21 protein-coding genes are annotated in these 21,323 nt (G+C 59.3%); 15 read left to right on the top strand and 6 right to left on the bottom strand.

Annotation, left to right across the window (positions count from 1 at the left end; genetic code table 11):
- Positions 1-60: 60 nt before the first annotated feature.
- Positions 61-837 carry an ATP-binding protein gene (locus BMZ24_RS11860; RefSeq protein WP_092192546.1) on the bottom strand — a complete coding sequence of 259 codons (777 nt, stop codon included), beginning with the start codon at positions 835-837 and terminating at the stop codon, positions 61-63.
- A 70-nt stretch (positions 838-907) separates the two neighbouring features.
- Entirely contained in the window at positions 908-2,794 is a 1,887-nt protein-coding gene (gene cooS / locus BMZ24_RS11855; RefSeq protein WP_092192544.1) for an anaerobic carbon-monoxide dehydrogenase catalytic subunit, read from the bottom strand.
- A gap of 198 nt (positions 2,795-2,992) precedes the next feature.
- On the opposite strand from cooS, the gene ispG reads away from it, so the two are divergent.
- The 15 genes from ispG to dxs all read left to right on the top strand — a co-directional run bounded on the left by ispG (position 2,993) and on the right by dxs (position 18,011).
- A complete protein-coding gene (gene ispG, locus BMZ24_RS11850) occupies positions 2,993-4,132 on the top strand; it encodes a flavodoxin-dependent (E)-4-hydroxy-3-methylbut-2-enyl-diphosphate synthase (RefSeq protein ID WP_244150349.1) in 1,140 nt (379 codons plus the stop codon).
- 54 nt (positions 4,133-4,186) lie between these two features.
- Entirely contained in the window at positions 4,187-5,275 is a 1,089-nt protein-coding gene (locus tag BMZ24_RS11845; RefSeq protein WP_092192540.1) for an ADP-ribosylglycohydrolase family protein, read from the top strand.
- Positions 5,272-6,411: a PDDEXK nuclease domain-containing protein gene (locus BMZ24_RS11840; protein ID WP_092192538.1), complete on the top strand. Its 1,140-nt coding sequence runs from the start codon at positions 5,272-5,274 to the stop codon at positions 6,409-6,411. Before BMZ24_RS11845 ends, BMZ24_RS11840 begins: the two co-directional genes overlap by 4 nt.
- A 67-nt stretch (positions 6,412-6,478) precedes the next feature.
- Positions 6,479-8,221, top strand: a complete 1,743-nt coding sequence (locus BMZ24_RS11835; RefSeq protein ID WP_092192536.1) for a proline--tRNA ligase — start codon at positions 6,479-6,481, stop codon at positions 8,219-8,221.
- A 74-nt stretch (positions 8,222-8,295) separates the two neighbouring features.
- Positions 8,296-8,985: a toll/interleukin-1 receptor domain-containing protein gene (locus BMZ24_RS11830; protein ID WP_161949141.1), complete on the top strand. Its 690-nt coding sequence runs from the start codon at positions 8,296-8,298 to the stop codon at positions 8,983-8,985.
- A 68-nt stretch (positions 8,986-9,053) separates the two neighbouring features.
- Positions 9,054-9,266: a hypothetical protein gene (locus BMZ24_RS19485; protein WP_143077897.1), complete on the top strand. Its 213-nt coding sequence runs from the start codon at positions 9,054-9,056 to the stop codon at positions 9,264-9,266.
- A 299-nt stretch (positions 9,267-9,565) separates the two neighbouring features.
- Positions 9,566-11,299, top strand: a complete 1,734-nt coding sequence (locus BMZ24_RS11825) for an Eco57I restriction-modification methylase domain-containing protein (RefSeq protein WP_244150348.1) — start codon at positions 9,566-9,568, stop codon at positions 11,297-11,299.
- A complete protein-coding gene (locus BMZ24_RS11820) occupies positions 11,300-12,040 on the top strand; it encodes a PaeR7I family type II restriction endonuclease (RefSeq protein ID WP_092192532.1) in 741 nt (246 codons plus the stop codon). It begins immediately after the preceding gene.
- Between the two features lie 46 nt (positions 12,041-12,086).
- Entirely contained in the window at positions 12,087-12,317 is a 231-nt protein-coding gene (locus tag BMZ24_RS11815) for a hypothetical protein (protein ID WP_092192530.1), read from the top strand.
- A gap of 19 nt (positions 12,318-12,336) precedes the next feature.
- A complete protein-coding gene (locus tag BMZ24_RS11810; RefSeq protein ID WP_092192528.1) occupies positions 12,337-12,564 on the top strand; it encodes a hypothetical protein in 228 nt (75 codons plus the stop codon).
- 165 nt (positions 12,565-12,729) lie between these two features.
- Positions 12,730-14,100: an exodeoxyribonuclease VII large subunit gene (gene xseA, locus BMZ24_RS11805; protein ID WP_092192526.1), complete on the top strand. Its 1,371-nt coding sequence runs from the start codon at positions 12,730-12,732 to the stop codon at positions 14,098-14,100.
- Positions 14,097-14,972 carry a M23 family metallopeptidase gene (locus BMZ24_RS11800; protein WP_092192524.1) on the top strand — a complete coding sequence of 292 codons (876 nt, stop codon included), beginning with the start codon at positions 14,097-14,099 and terminating at the stop codon, positions 14,970-14,972. The genes xseA and BMZ24_RS11800 overlap by 4 nt, the downstream gene beginning before the upstream one ends.
- Before the next feature lie 11 nt (positions 14,973-14,983).
- Complete coding sequence (gene xseB, locus BMZ24_RS11795; RefSeq protein WP_092192522.1) at positions 14,984-15,211, top strand: exodeoxyribonuclease VII small subunit; 228 nt, start codon at positions 14,984-14,986, stop codon at positions 15,209-15,211.
- Positions 15,208-16,095, top strand: coding sequence for a polyprenyl synthetase family protein (locus tag BMZ24_RS11790; protein ID WP_092192520.1), 888 nt, complete (start codon positions 15,208-15,210; stop codon positions 16,093-16,095). Before xseB ends, BMZ24_RS11790 begins: the two co-directional genes overlap by 4 nt.
- Before the next feature lie 8 nt (positions 16,096-16,103).
- The gene (gene dxs, locus BMZ24_RS11785) at positions 16,104-18,011 is read left to right on the top strand and encodes a 1-deoxy-D-xylulose-5-phosphate synthase (RefSeq protein WP_092192518.1); all 1,908 of its coding nucleotides are present in this window, start codon (positions 16,104-16,106) and stop codon (positions 18,009-18,011) included.
- A gap of 121 nt (positions 18,012-18,132) precedes the next feature.
- Here the strand turns inward: dxs and BMZ24_RS11780 are convergent, their stop codons facing one another.
- From BMZ24_RS11780 to queF, 4 genes are all read right to left on the bottom strand, one after another.
- Positions 18,133-18,555, bottom strand: coding sequence for a universal stress protein (locus BMZ24_RS11780; protein WP_092192515.1), 423 nt, complete (start codon positions 18,553-18,555; stop codon positions 18,133-18,135).
- Between the two features lie 280 nt (positions 18,556-18,835).
- Positions 18,836-19,693, bottom strand: coding sequence for a pirin family protein (locus tag BMZ24_RS11775; RefSeq protein WP_092192513.1), 858 nt, complete (start codon positions 19,691-19,693; stop codon positions 18,836-18,838).
- A 104-nt stretch (positions 19,694-19,797) separates the two neighbouring features.
- A complete protein-coding gene (locus BMZ24_RS11770) occupies positions 19,798-20,184 on the bottom strand; it encodes a hypothetical protein (RefSeq protein WP_092192511.1) in 387 nt (128 codons plus the stop codon).
- Positions 20,185-20,490: 306 nt separating this feature from the next.
- Entirely contained in the window at positions 20,491-21,312 is an 822-nt protein-coding gene (queF, locus tag BMZ24_RS11765) for an NADPH-dependent 7-cyano-7-deazaguanine reductase QueF (RefSeq protein ID WP_092192509.1), read from the bottom strand.
- Between the last annotated feature and the right edge of the window lie 11 nt (positions 21,313-21,323).

The raw sequence follows: 21,323 nt of genomic DNA, 5'->3' as shown, positions 1-21,323 counted from the left end.
ATTCATGCTGGTTTGCGGTTCATGTGTCCAGCGCCTTGGGCCTGGGCCCGGATGTGCCGTTCAGGTATCTTGAGTCATTGCGGCGAGCAACCGGGCGCACACGGCATCGACAAGGGCTCCGTCGGGCAGATTCAGGACGCTGGCCTGGGTCAGTTGCCTGTCGACCAGGCTCGGCAGGATCGGCAGATGCACCACATTTTTTGGCAGCCCCGTCATGGCGGGCAACTCGGGTTCGCCGATACCGCGATTGACCGCCAGCACCTGCCGCGCAAGGCCCAGGTCCCCGGCCAGCGCTCCAACCCTGGCCGCCGTTTCGAGGGAACGTCGACTCGGTTCGCTCACCACCACCAGAGCATCGACCCCGGCCACGGTGCCACGCCCCAGATGTTCCACACCGGCCTCCAGATCCACCAGCACGAAGTTTTCCTCCTGCAGCACCAGATGGGCCAGCACGGATTTCAGCAGAGCGTTGGCCGCACAGGCGCAGCCGTCCCCGGCGCCGGTGATGGAGCCCATGGTCAAAAGGCGCTTGCGGCCCGGACGCGGCCCGCCGACATTGTGCACCGGCAGATCCACGCTCAGTTCCTCGGGCAGATCGGAGACGTCGGGGTTGAGGCTCAGGTAGCCGCTGCCGATGCGCTCGCGGATCAGATCCTCGCGTGCGTATAGGGGCACGGGCAGGTCTTCGGCCTCAAGTCCGCAGGCCTGACCCAGGCTGAGCGCCGTATCCGCGTCCACCAGCAGCACGTCGTGCCCCTGCCTCGCCAGATAATCCCCCAGCCAGGCGCAGAGCGTGGTCTTGCCCACGCCGCCCTTGCCCGCGAATGCGATTTTCATGCGATTCTCCTTGAGGATGGGGGAGCAAGAGCTCCCCCGTTTGCGTGCGTTTGAGACAGTTGCTGCCGTGCTAGGCCGACCAGCCAAGCGCCAGGCGCTTGGCCTTGATGCGCTCGTCGATCAGCTCCGCGGCCTGCAGGGGGCCGGATTCCACGGCGAAGCACGCGCCGAAGACGTCGTCGAGCCCCTTCAGGGCCAGGGACGTGATCATGGAGCTGCCCAGGATGTGCGGGGGCAGACCCAGATGGGTGTAGACGCCGCTGGCCACGGCGTAGAGGCCGATGGCCGCCGCCTTCTCGGAGTACCATTCGGGCGCGCTGGCCGCCACGGGCAGGTCGCTGATGTCCAGGCCTGCGTAGTTGGCCAGCACCGCGCAGAGATGCAGGATGCGGGAGTTGTCCACGCAGCTGCCGACGTGCAGCACCGGCGGGATGCCCAGCGCCCGGCAGACTTCCGCCAAGCCCGCCCCGGCCTGCGAGGCCGCTTCGGGCTCCAGGAACCCGGCCTTGCCCATGGCCACCGTGGCGCAGCCCGTGGCCAGTACGAGGATATCGCGTTTCATGAGTTCCCGGGCCAGGTTCACGTGCACATGGTCGTGCTTGAGCTTGGGGTTGTTGCAGCCCACGATGCCGACCACGCCGCGCACCTTCCCGGCCTGCAGGGCCTGGATCAGCGGCTCGGGAGTGCCGCCCAGGGCGCCCAAGATGGCCTCGTTGGAGAAGCCCGATGTGATGGACATGGGCTTCGACGGAATCTCGACCTTGGCCGGGTCGCGCCGGGTGAAGGCCTCCACGGCCATGAGCACGGCCTCGCGCGCCTTTTCGCGGGCGTTGTTGTAGTGGAATTCCATGTGGATGCCGCCGGGGAACTTGGCCTTGTCCGAGGTGGAGACGAATTTGGTGTGGTAGCAGCCGGCCACGTTGACCAGACTCGGCATGATGCACTGGTAATCCACGATGACCATCTCCACCGCGCCGGTGACGATGGCCAGCTCGGTCATGAGGTGGTTGCCGGCCATGGGCACGCCCTGGCGCATGAGCAGTTCGTTGCCCGTGCAGCACAGGCCCGCGATGTTGATGCCGGTCGCGCCTGCCTCTTTGGCCTTGGCCAGGATTTCGGGCTCGCGCGCCGCGGCCAGGATCATTTCCGAGACGATGGGGCTGTGGCCGTGGACCAGGATGTTGACCTGGTCTTCCTTGAGGACGCCCAGGTTGACCATGGATTTGACGGGTTTGGGCGTGCCGAAGATGATGTCCGAGACCTCGGTGGCGATCATGGAGCCGCCCCAGCCGTCGGCCAGGGCCGTGCGGCTGGCGTGCAGGCAGATGGAGACCGGGTCGCAGTCCACGCCCATGTGCGTGCGGTGGAGCATCTCCACGCATTCGCGGTCGATGCCGCGCGGTGTGCAGCCGAAGCGCTTCCAGATGTCCTTGCGCTTCTGCGGGGCGCGGCCGCCGAAGGCCACGTTGTGGGAGCGGCAGCCGTAGTCCTCGAAGAAAAGGTCGGCCAGGGCCTTGGCCCGTTCGCGCACCGAAAGCCCTTCGACCTCGATGCCCAGTTCCGTGCAGATGCGTTCGAGCTTGGCCTCGTCGCGGATGCCGTAGTCCGTGGTCTTGCCGTCGCCGATGGCGGCCAGCGTCTCCAGCAGGTCGCGTCCGTGGTCCGAGTGCGCTGCCGCGCCGGCGGCCACGAAACGCCCGAAGTTGCGGGCCACGGTCAGGTCGCCGTCGGCGCCGCACACGCCGTATTTCTTCTTGGGCCCGCCGTTGGGATTGATGCGGCACGGGCCCATGACGCATTTGCTGCAGGTCAGGCCCTGTTCGCAGAAGGTGCAGTGGGGCGTCTGGTCTTTCAGCCGGTCCCAGATGAGGTTTACCCCCTCGCGTCCGGCCTTGGCGATCATTTTCTGAGCGTCTTCCCAGGGGCTCAAATCCTGGATTTCCCTTTCCTTGGCCATGCGTGTCCTCCTTGTGGTTTCGCGGCCTTTCGCCGGACTTTGGGGTGATGGAATCCGTCATGCCATCCTTTGGCAGTTCACTTGGGGCATGCTAGACCATTGCACGATTTTCTGTCTGTCGCCTAGCTGACAGCGGGGGGATATTTTCGGATTTCCCGTCCTTGGCTTTGAGAGTCAAATTCATTACGCTTCCCGGCCATGACAACCCCAGAACCCTCCTTGCATCATTGTCCGGATCATTTTGCTGATACGCCCCTCCCGGCCCCACGCGCCAGGACCCGCAGCCTGTTTGTGGGCGACGTGGGCATCGGCGGCGGCAATCCCGTTCGCGTGCAGTCCATGACCAACACGGACACCCGGGACGTGGACGCGACCCTGACCCAGATTTCGGCCCTGGCCTCGGCCGGTTGTGAGATTGTGCGCTTGGCCGTGCTGGATCTTGAAGCATCCATGGCGCTGAAAAAAATCTGCGCCGCCACGCCCGTGCCGCTCATCGCGGACATCCACTTCGACTCCCGCCTGGCCGTGCAGGCCGTGGAAGCGGGGGTGCGGGGGCTACGCATCAATCCCGGCAACATCGGCGGCGCGAACAAGGTCGATCGCGTGGTGGACGCGGCCCGCGCGGCCGGAGTGCCCATCCGCATCGGCGTGAACAGCGGTTCCGTGGACAAGGATCTGCTGCGTAAATACGGTGGACCGACTCCGGCGGCCATGGTCGAGAGCGCCCTTGAGCATGTGCGCCTGCTTGAAGAGAGAGGATTTGACGCTATCAAAATTTCGCTCAAATCATCAAGTGTGCTGGGCACGGTGGCCGCGTATCGTCTCATGGCCAAAACAGTGGACTATCCGCTGCACATCGGGGTGACCGAGGCCGGGACGGCCATGCGCGGGGCGGTCAAATCGTCGGTGGGGCTGGGGATTCTGCTGGCCGAGGGTATCGGCGATACGCTTCGGGTGTCGCTCACCGCCGATCCGGTGGAGGAGATGCTGGTGGCCTGGGAGATCCTGCGCGCCCTGGGCCTGCGGGCCAGGGGGCCGGAGATCGTGTCCTGTCCGACCTGCGGCCGCACCGAGATCGGGCTCATGGAGTTGGCCTCCGCCGTCGAGGACCGTCTGCGCGGAGTGGAGGAAGTCTTTACCGTTGCGGTCATGGGCTGCGTGGTCAACGGCCCCGGCGAGGCACGCGAGGCCGACATCGGAGTGGCCGGAGGACGGGACTCGGGCCTCATCTTCCGCAAGGGCGAGGTCGTGCGCAAGGTGAAGGGCAGGGCGGAACTGCTGCCCGCCTTCATGGAGGAACTGGAGAAATTTCTGGATGAGCGGCGGGCAGGAGCATGAACGCGTGCCCGCTTATGCCGACTGGTGCAACTACCTGCTTTTCGGAGGTGAGACATGCCTGGTAAGGATTTTCAGGACCGTGCCATCGGGGCCGTCATGGGGGCTTTCATCGGAGACGCCCTGGCCCTCGGCCCGCACTGGTACTACAATCTGGACGACCTGCGGCGCGACTACGGAGACTGGATCGACGGCTACACCGAGCCCAGACCCGGCCGCTATCACGACGGTTTGCGGGCCGGCGAGCAGTCCCAGGCGGGGTTCATCCTCGAACTGACCCTGGCGTCCCTGGTGGAGCGCGGCGGCTACGATGCCGAGGATTTCTGCCAGCGCATGGACAACGAGCTCTTTCCCCTGCTCGACGGCACGCCCGTGAGCGGCCCGGGGGGCTACACCAGCCAGTCCATCCGCGAAGCCTGGCGACGGCGGGTCAGGCAGAAGCTGCCATGGGGGCAGACCGCGGGGCAGGCCGACACCACCGAGGCCATCGAGCGCACCCTGGCCATCGCCGTGCGCTACGCCCTCGATCCCGCGCAGCTCGCCACGGCCGTGGCCGGCAACGCCGCCCTGACCCAGGCCGACGACCTGGTCCTGTCCCTGACCGTGGCTTACGGCGCCGTGCTCGGGCAACTGGTGCAGGGGCATGCCCTGGACGCGAACATTTCGGACCGGCTCATGAAGCTGGTCAAGAGCGGGGCGCTGCCGTTCCACGCCGTGACCCGCGAGAACCTCCAGCCCCCACGGCCCGGCGACCCCGACCCGCCACGCGCCGGGCGTTTCGCCTCGCCGGACGCGCTCCTGTCCCCGGCCTACATGGCCGCCGCGGCCGCGGACCCGGACGTGCGCATCGAACCGGCCTGGAAGGTCTCGCTGATCTATGGCATGCCCTGCGCCATCTACCATCAGTTGCCCGCGGCGTACTATCTGGCGGCGCGCTTCCGTGACGATTTCGAATCCGCCGTGCTGCACGCCGTGAACGGCGGCGGGCAGAATCAGGCCCGCGCCATCCTGACGGGCGCCCTGGCCGGAGCCCAGACCGGCTTTTCCGGCATTCCCTGGCGCTTCACCGACGGCCTCGTGCGCGGCACCGGCTTGCTGGAGCTTGCGGAGAGGCTTGCGGAGCAGGCGGTGGGGGAGGGCCGTTGAGTACCAGACTTGTCGAATACGGTTCCCTTTTGGGAAAGATCAAGTCTCGCATCCGCTCGGCGCAGGCGAAAGCGGCGCTTTCGGCTAACGCGGAGATGATAGCCATGTATTGGGACATCGGGCGGATGATCCATAATCGTCAAGTTGAAGAGGGGTGGGGGGCTGGCGTCATTCCTCGGCTTGCTGCGGATTTGAAAAATGAACTACCCGAAGTTAAGGGATTTTCTGAACGAAATTTGAAGTACATGATTCGTTTCGCTCGAGAATATGGTACGGATTTGGAGGATGGCTTTCTTTCTTCGCTGGCAATTGTGCAGCAGCCTGCTGCACTTTTCGCAGAGGGCGATGATCGAGGACCGATTGTGCAGCAGGTTGCTGCACAATCGGAAATGCCCCTTGCCGTCATATTGGGGCTGCCGTGGTTTCATCACATAACCCTCTTGGAGAAGGTCAAGGATCCGTCCGTTCGGGCATGGTATGCGTGGCGGGCACTGGAGCAGGGCTGGAGTCGGGATGCGCTTATGGCCCAGATCAGGGGGCAGGCACACAAGCGTCAGGGCAGCGCAGTCACAAACTTCACCGCGACCTTGCCGGCCATCCATGCTGATCTGGCGCAGCGACTTCTCAAGGATCCTTACCTCTTCGATTTTTTGACTATCGAGGAACCGTTTCACGAACGGGAACTGGAAACCAGTCTTGTCCGGCATCTGGAGAAATTTCTTCTTGAACTGGGGGCGGGTTTTGCGTTTGTCGGACGCCAGTATCATTTGGCGATAAGCAACCGGGATTTTTATCTTGATCTGCTGTTTTACCACTTGAAGCTGCGTTGCTTCATCGTGATTGAACTGAAGAAGGGCGACTTCAAACCCGAGTACGCCGGGAAAATGAATTTTTATTGTTCCGTGGTAGATGACCAACTCAGAAACGAAAGCGACAACCTAACCATTGGCTTGATTCTGTGTCAGACCAAAGACAGGATCCTGGCGGAATACACGTTGCGCGACATGCACAAGCCTATTGGTATTTCCGAATACGAATTGACTCGGTCATTGCCGGAGAACTTCAAGTCCGCATTGCCTACCGTGGAAGAGATTGAAGCGGAATTGGACGGGCTTGGCAGTGGGCAAGGAATCTGAGTCGAAACAGACCATATTCTATTCAGTAATTCATTAATTTACTCATATTCCATCGAGGAGACATTTCATGCTGTTCAGTAAATTCTACGCCCCCACCCTCAAGGAAACCCCGGCCGAGGCCGAGGTCGTCAGCCACAAGCTTCTGCTGCGCGCGGGCATGATCCGCAAGCTGACCAGCGGCATCTACACCTACATGCCGCTGGGCCTTCGCGCCATCAACAAGGTCGCGAACATTGTGCGCGAGGAGATGAACCGGGCCGGGGCCCAGGAGATCTCCATGCCCATGGTGCAGCCGGCAGACCTGTGGCAGGAGAGCGGGCGCTGGGATTTCTACGGTAAGGAGCTCCTGCGCCTGAAAGACCGTCACGGCCGCGACTACTGCCTCGGACCCACGCACGAAGAGGTCATCACCGACCTGGTCCGCGGCGAGGTCCGCTCCTACCGGCAGCTGCCCATCAACCTGTACCAGATCCAGACCAAGTTCCGTGACGAGATCCGCCCGCGCTTCGGCCTCATGCGCGGCCGCGAGTTTATCATGAAGGACGCCTACTCCTTCGACAAGGACGACGAGGGCGTGAACGCGAGCTACCAGGCCATGTACGACGCCTACGAGCGCATCTTCACCCGACTGGGCCTGGAGTTCCGCGCCGTTAGCGCCGACTCGGGCGCCATCGGCGGCAGTTTTTCGCACGAGTTCATGGTCCTGGCCGACACGGGCGAGGACACCTTGGCCGTGTGCACGTCCTGTTCCTACGCCGCCAACCTTGAGAAGGCCGAAACGAAGCCCCTGCCCATGTGCACGCAGACCTGCGCCGCGTATGAGCAGGTGGCCACTCCGGGCAAGCACACGGTGGAAGAGGTGGCCGGTTTCCTGGCCGTGGCCACGACCCAGGTCATGAAGACCCTGCTTTTTGACGTGGACGGCAAGTCCGTGGCCGTGCTGCTGCGCGGGGACCGCGAGGTCAACGACGTGAAGCTGAAAAACTTCCTCGGCGCGACCAGCGTCGAGCTGGCCACCCCGGAACAGGTCGTGGCCTGGACCGGCGCGCCCGTGGGCTTTGCCGGACCTGTGGGCCTGAAAGTCGACGCCATCTACGCGGACCACGAGATCGCGGCGGGCACGGATTTCGTCTGCGGGGCTAACGCCGCCGACGCGCACCTCGTTCACGTTGACCCGCGTCGCGACATCACCCTGTCCACGGACGCCGCGCCCATGGGCTACGCGGACCTGCGCTCCATCACCCTGGACGACCCCTGCCCGGCCTGCGGCGGCTCCCTGACCATGCCCAAGGGCATCGAGGTCGGCCATGTCTTCAAGCTCGGGACCAAGTATTCCAAGTCCATGAATGCGACCTTCCTGGACGAGAACGGCAAGGAGCAGGTCCTCATCATGGGTTGCTACGGCATCGGCGTGAGCCGCGTGGTGGCCGCCAGCATCGAACAGAACAACGACGCGAACGGCATGATCTTCCCGCCGTCCATCGCCCCCTTTGAAGTCAATATCCTGGCCATGTCCACCAAGGACGAAAAGGTCATGACCATGGGCCGCGAAATCCACGATTGGCTGGAGGGCCAGGGCATCGACACCCTGTTCGACGACCGCGACGAACGCCCTGGCGTGAAGTTCAACGAGGCCGACCTGCTGGGTTCCCCCATGCAGATCGTCATCGGCGGCAAGGGCCTGGAGCGGGGCGTGCTCGAGGCCAAGAACCGCAAGACCGGCGAGAAGAGGGAACTGCCCGTGGCGGACTGGAGGAATGCGGTTCTGGAGTGGCGCAAGGAAGTGATGAAGGAGTGGGGACTGAGTTAACGAACTGAGTTTAAGGAATCAGTCCAATCAATAACAGTTGGTCTGGGCTGATTCCTTGTTAAATGGATAATAATATGAATAATGACTCTCTGAACAAACATCAGTATCAATATGATGTATGTTTTTCATTTTCAGGGAATGAGCGTGGTTATGTTCAGAATGTTGCTAATTTACTAAAGAATAGTGGTGTTCGGATTTTTTATGATGAGTTCGCAGAAGCTGGTTTATGGGGAAAGGATTTGTACGAGCATTTTGCCAATATTTATAGTAAATCTTCTCGCTATTGTGTGATATTTATATCAAAAAGTTATTCAGAGAGATTGTGGACAAATCACGAGCGAAGAAACGCGCAGGAACGTGCATTTCGTGAAAATTCTGAGTATATATTGCCAGCGCGCTTTGATAATACTGAAATACCAGGATTAAGAGATACTATTGGATACATTGACCTTAAAAAAAAGACTCCCGAAGAATTTGCTTACTTGATTATAGAGAAAATAGTTTGTCCAGTTAAAGTTAGCTACTTTCCAGTCAATCCAAATGTTTTATATAGCGAACTGGAAGCAAATAGCAGTTATGAAAAAAATGTAGTATGCAGTATCGCATCTCAAATTTTTGAATCGCTAAAGATGACAACATTGGAAGAAAGAAGATTATTGTATGATGTTTTTTTAAATGGATGCCCAGGTGAATTTCCTGATAATATTCATATAAATGCAAAATATATTCAAAAAATAGCAGGGTTTTCATTAAAAAAATATTAGTATTACTCTCTAATATTGAATGTTTAGGTTTTGAAATACAGATTGATGACAAAGAAAATGAAAATTATATGTCAAAAAAAATGAAGGTTATTACCGTTAAGTGGTATGATAACACTGTTGATGGGTATGGTAATTGTACAGATGTTCTTGCTAAAATGTTTGAGTCTTTCGGAAGATTATGTTGCCCTACGTGTAGAAGATTTGCTCTTGATCGATTAGATTTTTCAAGTCTTGAATTGAATTATGATAAATCTGAGTTTGAAGAAGATAATATTTATTGATTTTTCAGTCGCGGATATTAGCGAAGTCAAGGATGTGCTTATTAGTTCGCCGCTCCTCGCGTTGCAGCGAGCTTTCCGATTGCCTCCTGATATCGTTATTCAAAAGGGCAAATTTATGGTGTTGGCAAAGGATTGAGAGTTGTTGCGGATTCCTATCGATGAACTCAGTTCGCAAATAAATAAATTTTGAATCTTATGCACATCTTTTCCGTCCGCACCCTCACCCAGGCCGTCAAGGATGTCCTTGACGGCGAGTGCATGTGTCTAACGTACACCCATAATTGTAAGGGATTATCCACTTGGCGACACGGCAACTAGCTTTTGACTTGCTGAACGATCTGCGCGTTCCCCATTCTATTGGTGTCAATGCCGCCATTGAGCACATGTCTACCGCTGCATGCATCGACTCGCGTGGCGCCGTATTCACGCGTTCCGAGGTCGTTGATTTTGTCCTCGACTTGGCGGGCTATACCGAAGATCAGCCGCTTTACTCGAAGCGGCTTTTGGAGCCTTCTTTTGGAGCGGGAGATTTTTTGTTGCCCGCCATTGGTCGGCTTCTTGATTCGTGGAGAAACTTGAACGTTTCGGGTTCGCCGGTTGAGGATTTACGTGACGCCATACGCGCCGTTGAGTTGCATCGACATACTTTTATTTCAACTCATGCCGCTGTCGTGTCTTTTCTTGCGAGGGAAGGCATCACTGCTAAGGCCGCAACTGAACTGGCGAATTCGTGGCTTGTGCAGGATGATTTTTTGCTGACTTCTTTGGATGGTCGGTTCGATTATGTTGTCGGTAACCCTCCCTATGTTCGGCAGGAACTGATTCCCGCCGCGCTTCTGAGCCAGTACCGTAATCGGTATCACACCATGTACGACCGGGCCGACCTTTACATTCCTTTTATAGAACGGTCCCTGTCCTTGCTCGCCCCAAAAGGGCATCTTGGGTTCATCTGTTCCGACCGCTGGATGAAAAACCGTTACGGCGGCCCGTTGCGCAGTTTTGTCGCCGGACACTTCCATCTCAAAATGTACGTGGACATGGTGGACACTCCGGCATTCCACTCCGAGGTGATTGCGTATCCTGCCATAACCGTCATCAGTCGGGAGGTTCCCGGTCCGACGCGGATAGCGCATCGTCCGGCCATCAACCCCGCAGTGCTCCACATGCTGGCCGATGAATTGAAAGCGCAGACGCTTGTAAAAGGGTCGCAGACCGTGCGTGAGCTGGCGCGGGTGACGAATGGGGCTGAGCCCTGGTTGCTGGAATCTTCGGACCAGATGGCCTTGATTCGGCGTCTTGAAAAACGTTTTCCGACGCTGGAAGAGGCTGGTTGCGTTGTGGGCATTGGCGTGGCTACGGGAGCGGACAAGGCGTTCATCGGTGACTTTGAATCCTTGGACGTTGAACCGGATCGCAAACTTCCTCTGGTAATGACCAAGGACATCGTCACTGGGGAAGTGAAGTGGCGCGGTCAGGGAGTCATCAACCCTTTCAAGGAGAGCGGAGGCCTGGTTAAGCTAAGAGACTTCCCTCGATTGCGGAAATATCTTGAAGACCGAAAAGAGCTGATCGCCAAGCGCCATTGTGCTCAGAAGGCTCCCCAGAACTGGTACCGAACCATTGACCGTATCATACCCGCATTGGCATCCAAACCGAAACTTCTTGTCCCAGACATCAAGGGGGAGGCACATATTGTTTTCGAAGGAGGCAAATTCTACCCGCATCACAATCTTTATTTTGTGACCTCGGAGGAGTGGGATTTGCGAGCCTTGCAAGCGGTGCTTCTTTCATCGCTGACCCGCCTTTTCGTTGCTACCTATTCAACGAAAATGCGAGGTGGTTACCTGAGATTTCAGGCTCAGTATCTGCGACGTATTCGTATTCCCATGTGGGCAGATGTTTCAGATTCATTGCGTGACGAACTCAAAAATGCCGCCATTAAGCGTGATATTTCGGCATGTGATAAGGCCGTCTTCAGGCTGTACGGTTTGAACACTGAAGAACGATCCGCCCTCGGTGGCAATGGAGATTGAATGACACTTGATCTTGTTGATTACGAGCGCAAAGCTGGTGAGGCTGTAAAGGCTTTTTGGGGCTCGCGGGAAGCCGCGAAATTAAAACAGATTCAGACCGGAAAAGTCGATCAAGGTGAGAGAGCTTGCGTTACCGCCGGCAAGAACATGGACGGGTTTTTGGCGTTGGTGCTCGACATCATCAAGGCAAACGGTCTCTCTCACGCTGAGATTCACCAGAACCGGGCCATGCTGACGTTGCCGGGATACTTCAGGCCAACAAAACTTTGGGATCTCCTGGTTATTTATAAAGACGAATTGATCGCCGCCATTGAACTGAAAAGCCAAGTTGGGCCGTCCTTTGGTAACAATTTCAACAATCGAGCCGAGGAAGCTATCGGAACCGCTCATGATTTTTGGACGGCCTACAGGGAAGGTGCTTTCGGAAACCAGCCGCGCCCGTTCGTCGGTTGGATGATGATGGTTGAGGATGTCACGGGATCTCGATCATTAGTTAAGGACAGTTCTCCGCATTTTTCCGTGTTTGAGGAATTCAAACACACATCGTATCTTGATCGTTATAACTTGCTGTGTGGAAAATTGGTGCGGGAGCAATTGTACACCACCGCCACGGTGCTCGCTTCTGCGTGTCATGCCGCAAGCTCCGGCGAATTTGTTGAACTTTCGGAAATGACAGGACTTAAGACTTTTGTCACATCTTTGGCGGGACACGTGGCAGCGGCAAGCGCGAGACTTGGATAACCTCTGAAACTAAATCATAAAATTTTGCTGATAAGAACCTTGGCGTATGATGAAGTTTTATGAAACGTATTACGATGGCGATAATCTCTCGGCGTTGGTGAGAGAATTGCCTTGGATGCTCAAAACCATCATCTTTTACGCAGCAAATGATCAAAACGTTTCCGAACTGGCGATTCGGAATCGTTTTGCCGCGGGTCTCCGCAATTTTGAGGAAATTCATAAAAAAGGGTCTGCTCTTGGGTCAACTTTGATAATTTGGGAGCCGAGTCTGTCGTGATTGCATGAGAAGAAAACGAATGACAACACCTGATATTACTGAAGCCAAGGATGAGGTTTTGCGCGCGTCATTCAACGCGTTGCGGCGCGCTTCCATGCTGGCCCGTGAAACGGCCATTCGGACGGGTACCCATCTTGTGCTGGTTAAGGACGGAAAGCTGCTGCGGATTCCCGCTCACGAACTATGCTCGCAACCAATTGTATCGATGCACGAAGCTCCATGCACATTTTATTCTTCCGTATCCTGACTCAGGCCATCAAGGATGTCTTACCCAAATTGGGACGCAGTGCGTTCCGAATTGAGTTGGAGACATTGTCGGTTGGTGTTTTTCAGCGAAGAGGAACTGCGCCGGGAGCTGGATCGAGAAACTCAGGCCGCGCAGGCGCGGCATAGCGAATAAAAGAAGCCGTCCATGCACATATTCTCCGTCCGTACCCTCACCCAAGCCGTCAAGGATGTCCTTGAGGGCGAATTTCCGTTCGTTTGGGTGCGTGGGCAGGTTTCGAACCTTTCCAGGCCTCCGTCCGGGCATGTGTATTTTTCCTTGAAGGACGATGACGCCACCTTGAGCGTGGTCTGGTTCAAGGGGGCTCAGCCCAAGGGTGTCGCTGATGGCGGTGAGCGGGTCAATCCTGTCACCGGAGAGGTTGAGAGCGGGGAGCCTTTTCAGCTTGGCGATGGGCAGGAAGTGCTCGTGGCCGGGCGCATGAACGTCTATCCGCCGCGCGGGGCCTATCAGCTGGTGGCGGAGCTTGTGCAGGGGCAGGGTCTGGGTGAGCTGGCCGTGGCCTTCGAGGCCATGAAGGCCAAGCTGGCAGCCAAGGGGTATTTCGATCCGGACCGCAAGATGAGCCCGCCGCGCAACCCGCGTCGGGTCGCCGTGGTCACGGCTCCCCAGGGCGCGGCCTTGCAGGATTTTTTGCGTATAGCCGGTGAGCGGGGGTACGGCGCCACCATTCGGGTGTATCCTAGCCTGGTGCAGGGCGAGAGCGCTTCGGCCCAGATTTCCGCGGCCCTGGACCGCGCCGACCGTGACGGCTGGGCCGAGGTCATCGTGCTCATTCGCGGCGGCGGCTCTCTTGAGGATCTGTGGGCCTTCAACACCGAACCCGTGGCCGAGGCCATCTTCCGCTCGCGCCTGCCCGTGGTCTGCGGGGTCGGGCATGAGGTGGACACGACCATCGCGGACATGGTGGCGGATCAGCGCGCGGCTACGCCCTCTCACGCGGCGCAGCTTTTGTGGACGGAGCGCGGCGTACTGCGTCAGCAGGCCGACGAGATTTTTCTGGCCTTGACCCGTGGCATGGGCCGTTTGCTGGACGTGCGCGAGCGGAACCTGCAACAGCAGACGCAGGGGCTGAACTGGCATTCTCCGGCCAGGCGCATCGAGCGCTGGGGCTTTGAGCTGGAACGGCTTCAGGACCGCCTGCGCCAGGCCGCCCGGACACAGCTCGAAAGTCGCGCCACGACCCTGGCGCGTCTGGAGGATCGCTTGCATCGTTCTTTTGGTCCGGCCGCGATGCTGTCCCTGCGTTCCGATCTGGATCGCGCCGACGCGGCCCTGGAGCAGGCCGGAGCACGTTTTGTGCGCATCCGCCTGGAGGCCCTGCGCGGGTTTGAGGGCCGTCTCGCCGCTCTTGACCCGGCTGCTCCGCTGGCGCGAGGCTACGCTCTGGTTCGGGGATCGGGCGGTTTTGTGCGTTCGCGGGAGGATGTGCGGGCGGGGGATCAAATCCGCGTACAGGTCGCGGACGGGGAATTTTCAGCGGAGGTGCTGCCATGATGTTGCGACGCGTTCTTTTTTTCATGCTTGCGTTCATGACCTTTCCGGTCCTGCAGGGTGGCGCCCTGCACGCCGCGCAGCTTCGTCTGGAATGCCCGGAGGTCATCGGCATCGGCCTGCCGTTCGTGGTCAGGGTCGAGTCCGACGCGCCTTTGGACAGGCTCCGCGTGGAGTGGGCCGGGAAGACGCTGCAAGTACCGGGGGCCGGGAAGTCGAGCGTGGAATTCCTGCTCGGCACGGATGTCCTGAAGTCCAAACCCGGCACCGAGACTCTGCGCATTCTCAAGCTGGGGCACGATCCTCTGGCCGTACAGACTTCGATTCTGATCGAGGATCGTGAATTTCCCGAGCAGCGCCTGACCGTGCCGACGGAAATGGCCAGCCCTCCGGCGGCGGTGCAGGAGCGCATCGCGCGGGAAAATGCCGAGGTGCGTGCGATCCTTGGCACGGTTTCGCCGGACAACCATCTGGTCCTGCCGTTCATGCGTCCCGTTCCGGGCGAAGTCAGCAGCGCCTACGGCCTGAAGCGATTCTTCAACGATCTGGAGCGCAATCCTCACCGTGGCCTCGATCTGCGGGCCGCGCTGGGAGACCCCGTGCGGGCCGCCGCGCCCGGGCGGATCGTGCTGGCCGCGGATCATTATTATGGCGGGCGTTCTGTTTTTCTTGATCACGGTCTGGGCGTGTTCACGGTCTACATGCATCTGGACGAGTTCAAGGTCAGGCAGGGCGACATGGTCGAGGCCGGGGATGTCGTCGGGCTGGCGGGTCAGACCGGCCGGGTCACCGGGCCGCATCTGCACCTGGGGCTTTATGTGCTCGATCTGGCAATGGACCCGGCGGCTCTTTTTTTCGCAAATTCTGTCCAATAATAAGGCAAGACATGGCTAAGACACAGCAATCTTTCGAAAAGCGGCTGGAGCGGGTCAAGGAGATCACGGCGCTGCTTGAAGGCGGAGACCTGCCTCTTGAGCAGGGGGTGAAGCTCTTTCAGGAAGGCGTGCGTCTCTCCAGGGAGTGCGGCGCGGAACTTGAGCAGGCCCGCATCATCGTGGAGAGCGCCGGCCAGGAGCCCCCGGCTGAGTCCGGTGTTCCGGGAGACGAGGCATGAATTCGCGAGAAATGAAGGTCGAACTGGGGGCCCTGGGCGCCTTGGTGGAATCCCGCCTGGCCACGATTTTCAGCGACGGTCTGACTCCCGAGCGTCTGGCCGCCTCCATGGACTATTCGCTCATGGCCGGGGGCAAGCGTTTGCGTCCCGTGCTCTGTCTGGCCTGGGCGGAACTGGTCGGGGGCCGCGCGGACAAGGTGCTTGATTTCGCCTGCGCCATCGAGTGCATCCACACCTATTCCCTCATTCATGACGACCTGCCGGCCATGGACGACGATGACCTGCGTCGGGGCAAGCCCTCCAACCACAAGCAGTTCGACGAAGCCACGGCCATCCTGGCCGGAGACGGCCTGCTGACCGAGGCCTTCACCCTGGCCTCGTCGCTTGAGCTGCAACCGGACAGGATTCTCAAGGCCATTTTTCACCTCTCGACTGCTGCCGGTCCGCGTGGCATGGTCGGCGGCCAGGTTTTGGACATGGGCCTGACCGGCAAATCTGCAAGCCTGCCGCAATTGCGCGAGATGCATGCCAAGAAGACCGGGGCGCTGATCGAGACTTCCTGTGTCACGGGCTGCATTCTCGGCGGCGGAGGCGATTCCGATCAGGCCTTGGCCTCGGAATACGGCCGGGCCATCGGGCTGGCTTTTCAGGTTACGGACGACATTCTGGACGTGATCGGGGACGAGGCTGCCCTCGGCAAGCCCGTGGGCAGCGATGAGGCCCAGGGCAAGTCGACCTATCCGGCCCTGCTCGGCATCGACCAGAGCCGGGTTCTGGCTAGGCAGAGCGTGGATCAGGCCTTGGCCGCGCTGTCCGGGTTTTCACACCCCCGCGCCGATTTTCTGCGGGCCGTCGGCCTCTATATTTTGGATCGAACGCATTAGGAGCATAAATGACTGAGCAAATCCTGCAGGAACTTTTTCCCACTCTGGCCGCCATCAAGAGTCCCGGCGATGTGCAGACCCTGGATGAAAAGGAACTGACCAGGCTTGGCGAAGAGATTCGCCGCATGATCATTCAGACTGTGTCCGCCACGGGTGGGCATCTGGCCCCGTCCCTTGGCGTGGTGGAACTGACCATGGCGCTTTTGCGCGTCTTCAACCCCGCCCGCGATCGCATCGTCTGGGACGTGGGTCATCAGGCCTATGCCTACAAACTCCTGACCGGCCGCCTGGATCGTTTCCACACCCTGCGCCAGTTGGACGGCATCAGCGGTTTTCCCCGCACCTGCGAAAGCCCTTACGACCACTTCGGCGTGGGCCACTCCTCGACCTCCATCTCCGCCGCCCTGGGTATGGCCGCAGCCCGCGACCTGGCTCATCAGGACCACAAGGTCGTGGCCGTCATCGGCGACGGCTCCATGACCGCCGGGCTCGCTTACGAAGGCCTCAATCAGGCCGGCGGACTGGGCAAGGATCTGGTGGTGGTGCTGAACGACAACGAGATGTCCATTTCGCGCAATGTCGGGGCGCTGTCGTCATTCCTCAGTCGGAAGCTGTCCAAGCGCTGGGTGCAGCGGTTCAAAAAGGAAGCCGAGAGCATCATGCGCCAGATCCCGAAGATTGGCGACGATATCGCCGAATACGCCCGTCGCAGCGAGGATTCCCTGAAGAGCTTCTTTACGCCGGGCATGCTTTTCGAGGCTTTTCGCTTCACGTATATCGGTCCCTTGCAGGGGCACGACATGCGCATGCTGACCAACGTGTTCCAGCAGACCAGGGAGCTTGAGGGACCGATTCTGGTTCATGTCCTGACCAAAAAGGGCAAGGGCTACGCGCCTGCCGAAACCAACCCGACCTTTTATCACGGCGTGGGCTGTTTCGAGCCCGAGACCGGCGCGGCCCGAAAGTTCGATGCCTGCGCACTGCCGAGCTACACCGAGGTTTTCGGTTCCACGCTGTGCACGCTGGCCGAGGAGGACGAGCGCGTCGTGGCCATCACCGCCGCCATGCCTGAAGGCACCGGAGTGAGCTGCTTCGCGGATAAATATCCGGAACGCTTTTTCGACGTCGGCATCTGCGAACAGCACGCCGTGACCTTTGCCGCCGGCCTCGCCTCCCAAGGCATGAAGCCTGTGGTCGCCATCTATTCGACCTTCATGCAGCGCTCCTACGATCAGATCGTGCACGACGTCTGTCTGCAAAATCTGAACGTGACCCTTTGCCTGGACCGGGGCGGTCTGGTGGGGGAGGACGGAGCCACCCATCACGGTGTTTACGATCTGTCCTTCTTGCGTCACATCCCCAACCTGGTGGTCATGGCCCCGCGCAATGAACCCGAACTGCAGCACATGCTGGCCACGGCCCTGGCTTTTGACGGCCCCGTGGCCCTGCGTTACCCGCGCGGAGTGGGCGAAGGCGCGCCTCTGGCACAGACGCCGACGATCCTGCCCATCGGACAGGGGGAGCTGCTGCGCGAGGGCACGGACGGAGTCGTCGTGGCGCTCGGCAGCCGCGTCAGCCCCGCGCTGGAAGCGGCGCGCATGCTGTGCGAGGAGACGGGCAAGGACGTGGCCGTGTTCAACGCCCGCTTCGTCAAACCCCTGCCCGCAGAGCAACTTCTGGCCTTGGCCGCATCGCAGCCTTTCATGCTTCTGGTCGAGGAGAACGCCTTGCCCGGAGGATTCGGTTCCGCCGTGCTTGAGCTTTTGGCCGATCACGACGCGCTTTCAAACCTGCGCGTGAGACGCCTTGGCGTTCCCGACCGTTTCGTCGAGCATGGCAGTCAGAAGGAACTGCGGGCCAGACTGGGCATCAATCGGGACGGTATCTTGAAGGCATTGCATGCCCTGGTGCGTTGATTTTCAGCATCCCTTTCCGATTCGGCGCAGCAAGCGCCGGTACACGTCAAAAAGCCCGATCTGATCGGGCTTTTTGACGTGGTGACGTTCCGGTCTGCGCCCGGGGTCACGCATGTCCTGCTTACTTCTTGATCACCATGACCGAGCATGGGGAATGCGAAACAACCTTGCTTGAGACGCTGCCGATGAGGAACCGTTCAACCGCTCCCGCGCCCTTGTTGCCGATGATTATGAGGTCGATTCCGTTCTTCTCGGCATATTCGACGATGGCGTCGGCCGGAGACGGGCTCTCCTGCACCACGACATTCACCTTGGCGTCGGCGGCCTTGGCCTGATCCTTGATACGCTGCACGGTTTCCTGAACGCCTTGGCGAATCTTTTCCTGAAATTCCCCTGAAATTTCTCCAAGATACAGGTTGTTGAAGGGCGCGGTGGAAATGGTCAGGGTCGTAAGTTCCGCGTTTTCCTTGGCCGCGGTTTCCATTGCCTTCTTGAGCACCAGAGTTGCGTAGGTCGATTGATCGAGAGCCGCCAGGATCTTCATGCTTTCATCCTCCTTTTATACAGGTTTCTTTTGTCCTCCATGCAAGGCAAAATCACATCGTCTGTATCAAGCGAGGAAAAGTGGTGGTATCGCGGATTGAACTGTCGGAAGTTGATCAGGCGATGTTTGGTAAAAACATAACTCTCCGGGCGTCCTTTGGCAACGTTTGAGCAAAAATGAATCGCTTCAGGTCGACTGCTTCGGAAATCAACAGGCAGAGGCGCATCAATGCGGGTGATAAAAAACGTGCAGACCCGTACTTTCCGGGCCCGCACGCTTTTTAGAGGGGCTGGTTGACGGGGTGCTTGATGAAGGTGCCTTCGTGGTATTCCTTGAAGGCAAGGTCGAGTTCGGCCTTGGTGTTCATGACGATGGGACCGCGCCAGGCGATGGGTTCGCCCAAAGGGCGCCCGCTGATCAGCAGGAAACGGATGCCTTCCGGGCCTGCCTTGACGGCCAGCGAGTCCCCGGGCCCGAAGAGGACCAGGTCGCGGTTGGTCACCGCTTGGCCTTCCACCGCGCCCGCGCCTTCGATGACGTAAATGAAGGCGGTGTGGTCGCCGGGCAGAGCGTGGGTGAATCCGATTCCGGCGGGAACGGAGCAATCCAGATACTTTGGCTGGATGACTATGTCGTCCATGGGGCCGTGCACGCCCTCGACGTGGCCAGCGATCACCTTGACCAGCGTGCCGTCGTCAAGGGTGGTCTGGGGGATCTGCGCGGCGGTCAGTCCACGGTAGCGCGGAACCATCATTTTTTCGGCCGCCGGCAGATTGGCCCAGAGTTGAAAGCCGTGCATGGAGCCGTTTGCGTCGCCTTTGGGCATCTCCTGATGGACAATGCCGGAGCCCGCGGTCATCCATTGCACGTCGCCGCTGGAGATCACGCCCGTGTTTCCCATGCTGTCTCCGTGTTCGACATCTCCCTTGATGACATAGGTGATGGTCTCGATGCCCCGGTGCGGATGCCAGGGGAAACCGCGTTTGAAATCCTCGGGCCTGTCGGACCTGAAGTCGTCGAACATGAGGAAGGGGTCGAAATCGGGGGCTTCGTAATAGCCGAAAACCCGTCGCAGCTTGACTCCCGCTCCTTCGGTCACGGGTTCTCCCTTGTAAATGGTTTTGATCGCTCGTCGCATGATCGCTCCCGGTTATGGCGTGTCCGCTTGTAACGCCGGTTCAAGGAAAGAGCGCCTGACATCTACGGCGCTTGCGGTTCGGTTCGCACGGATCGTCATGGCGATCAGTTTCTGCGCGGCCCCGGAACCTGGAATATTTTTAGTTCGGTCTTGTCCGGTTGCTTGGTGACCAGATGTTTGTGCCGGTTCAGGGCCCTCTCGGTCAACAGCAGCATGATGGCGGGTAAATCGGATTCCTCGTGCAGTCTTTTGAAGCCATCGTCTTCCCGCAATCTTTGGCTGACCTGATAGCCCTGTTTTTCTTCAGGATCGAGCACCACATCACCGGGTTTGATTTCAATCTGATCCCCGACGGCCTTGTTCAGGAAATCAAAGATTGTTCGTTCATAAAATTTCTTCACGTCTTCCGTTGACTCGGCCGCGTCGATCTGGCTTCGAAAATGCGGCTCCACCTCACGCTGCTGCGCTTTGAAAGACAATTGTCGTGTCATGCCGACCTCCGTGAAAAAAAGTGGAAGGACCAGTGAGAAAAACTGCCTGCAACCAGGCTTGCGCAAAGGGATGAGCAAAAGGGCGGTGCGGAAATGTGGCTGCGCGTGGTGATGTAATTGGAATTTGCTGGTTTACGAAACCATAGCGCGGGGGGGAATATTTGGCAATGCCGGGCCCAAATGTGCCGCAAACTCTGAACTTTCGGCGGGTTAGGGGGCCTGATCCGCGAGGGTCGATTCGCGGATCAGGCAGTGTGCAATGATTTCGGGATCGGATGAAAAGCCGGTGTCTGGCACGGGCGTCTTTTATTGCCTCGGATCGCGCGGATTCGGCCACGGGCCGGGGTGGGTCGAACGGACGGGATTTATGTCCAGTCCGCCGCGCCGGGTGAAGCGCGCGCTGACCTCAAGCTCCTGCGCGCCGCAGCGTCGGTGGATGTCGGTATGAATCTTCTCCACGCAGGCTTCGTGAAACCCCTGATGTTCCCGGTACGAGACCAGGTAGCGCAGCAGGCCGTCGTGCAGGATGCGCGGACCGGCATAGGTGATGCGCAGCGTGGCCCAGTCGGGCTGGCCGGTCACCGGGCAGCAGGAGCGGAACAGCCGGGTGAAGAGGGTTTCGCGCGCAGGGTCTGACGCGGTTCCGAGCAGGGCCGCGTCGGGTTCATAGGTGAAGCCCGTGATGTCCAGCCCGTCGATGCATGTCCCTTCGGGCTCGGCCAGCGTGCATTGCGAGAACTCTTCAGCGGCGATGATCCGCACCGTCACATCCGCCCCGGCGGCCCGCGAGAGGTCGCGTGTCATGGTCCGGCGAAGTTCGTCAGCGCTTTCAAGGGCGGTCATGTTGAATGAGTTGCAATAGAGCTTGAGTGATTTCGATTCGATCAGGCAGGGCGAATTCCACGGCACCCGCACTTCGGCCATGGCCACCAGCGGCTTCCCTGACGCGTTCAGCCAGGAGAGCTCGAAGATGTTCCATATGTCCTCGCCATGGCCGAAAGTTTCCGCGCCTTCGATGCCGGCGGCCCCGCGCCCGAGGGAGCGGGGGATGGGGCAGAGCTGGTCCGGGTCGTAGTGCCGGCTGTAATCCACCTGCCTGCCGAGAACCATGCGGCTTGAATGTGGCATTATTGTCTCTT

It is taken from the genome of Desulfomicrobium norvegicum (assembly GCF_900114595.1).
Classification (GTDB): Bacteria; Desulfobacterota; Desulfovibrionia; order Desulfovibrionales; family Desulfomicrobiaceae; genus Desulfomicrobium; species Desulfomicrobium macestii.
The sequence above is the reverse complement of the archived record's forward strand: the minus strand, read 5'-3'. Positions and strand labels throughout refer to the sequence as shown.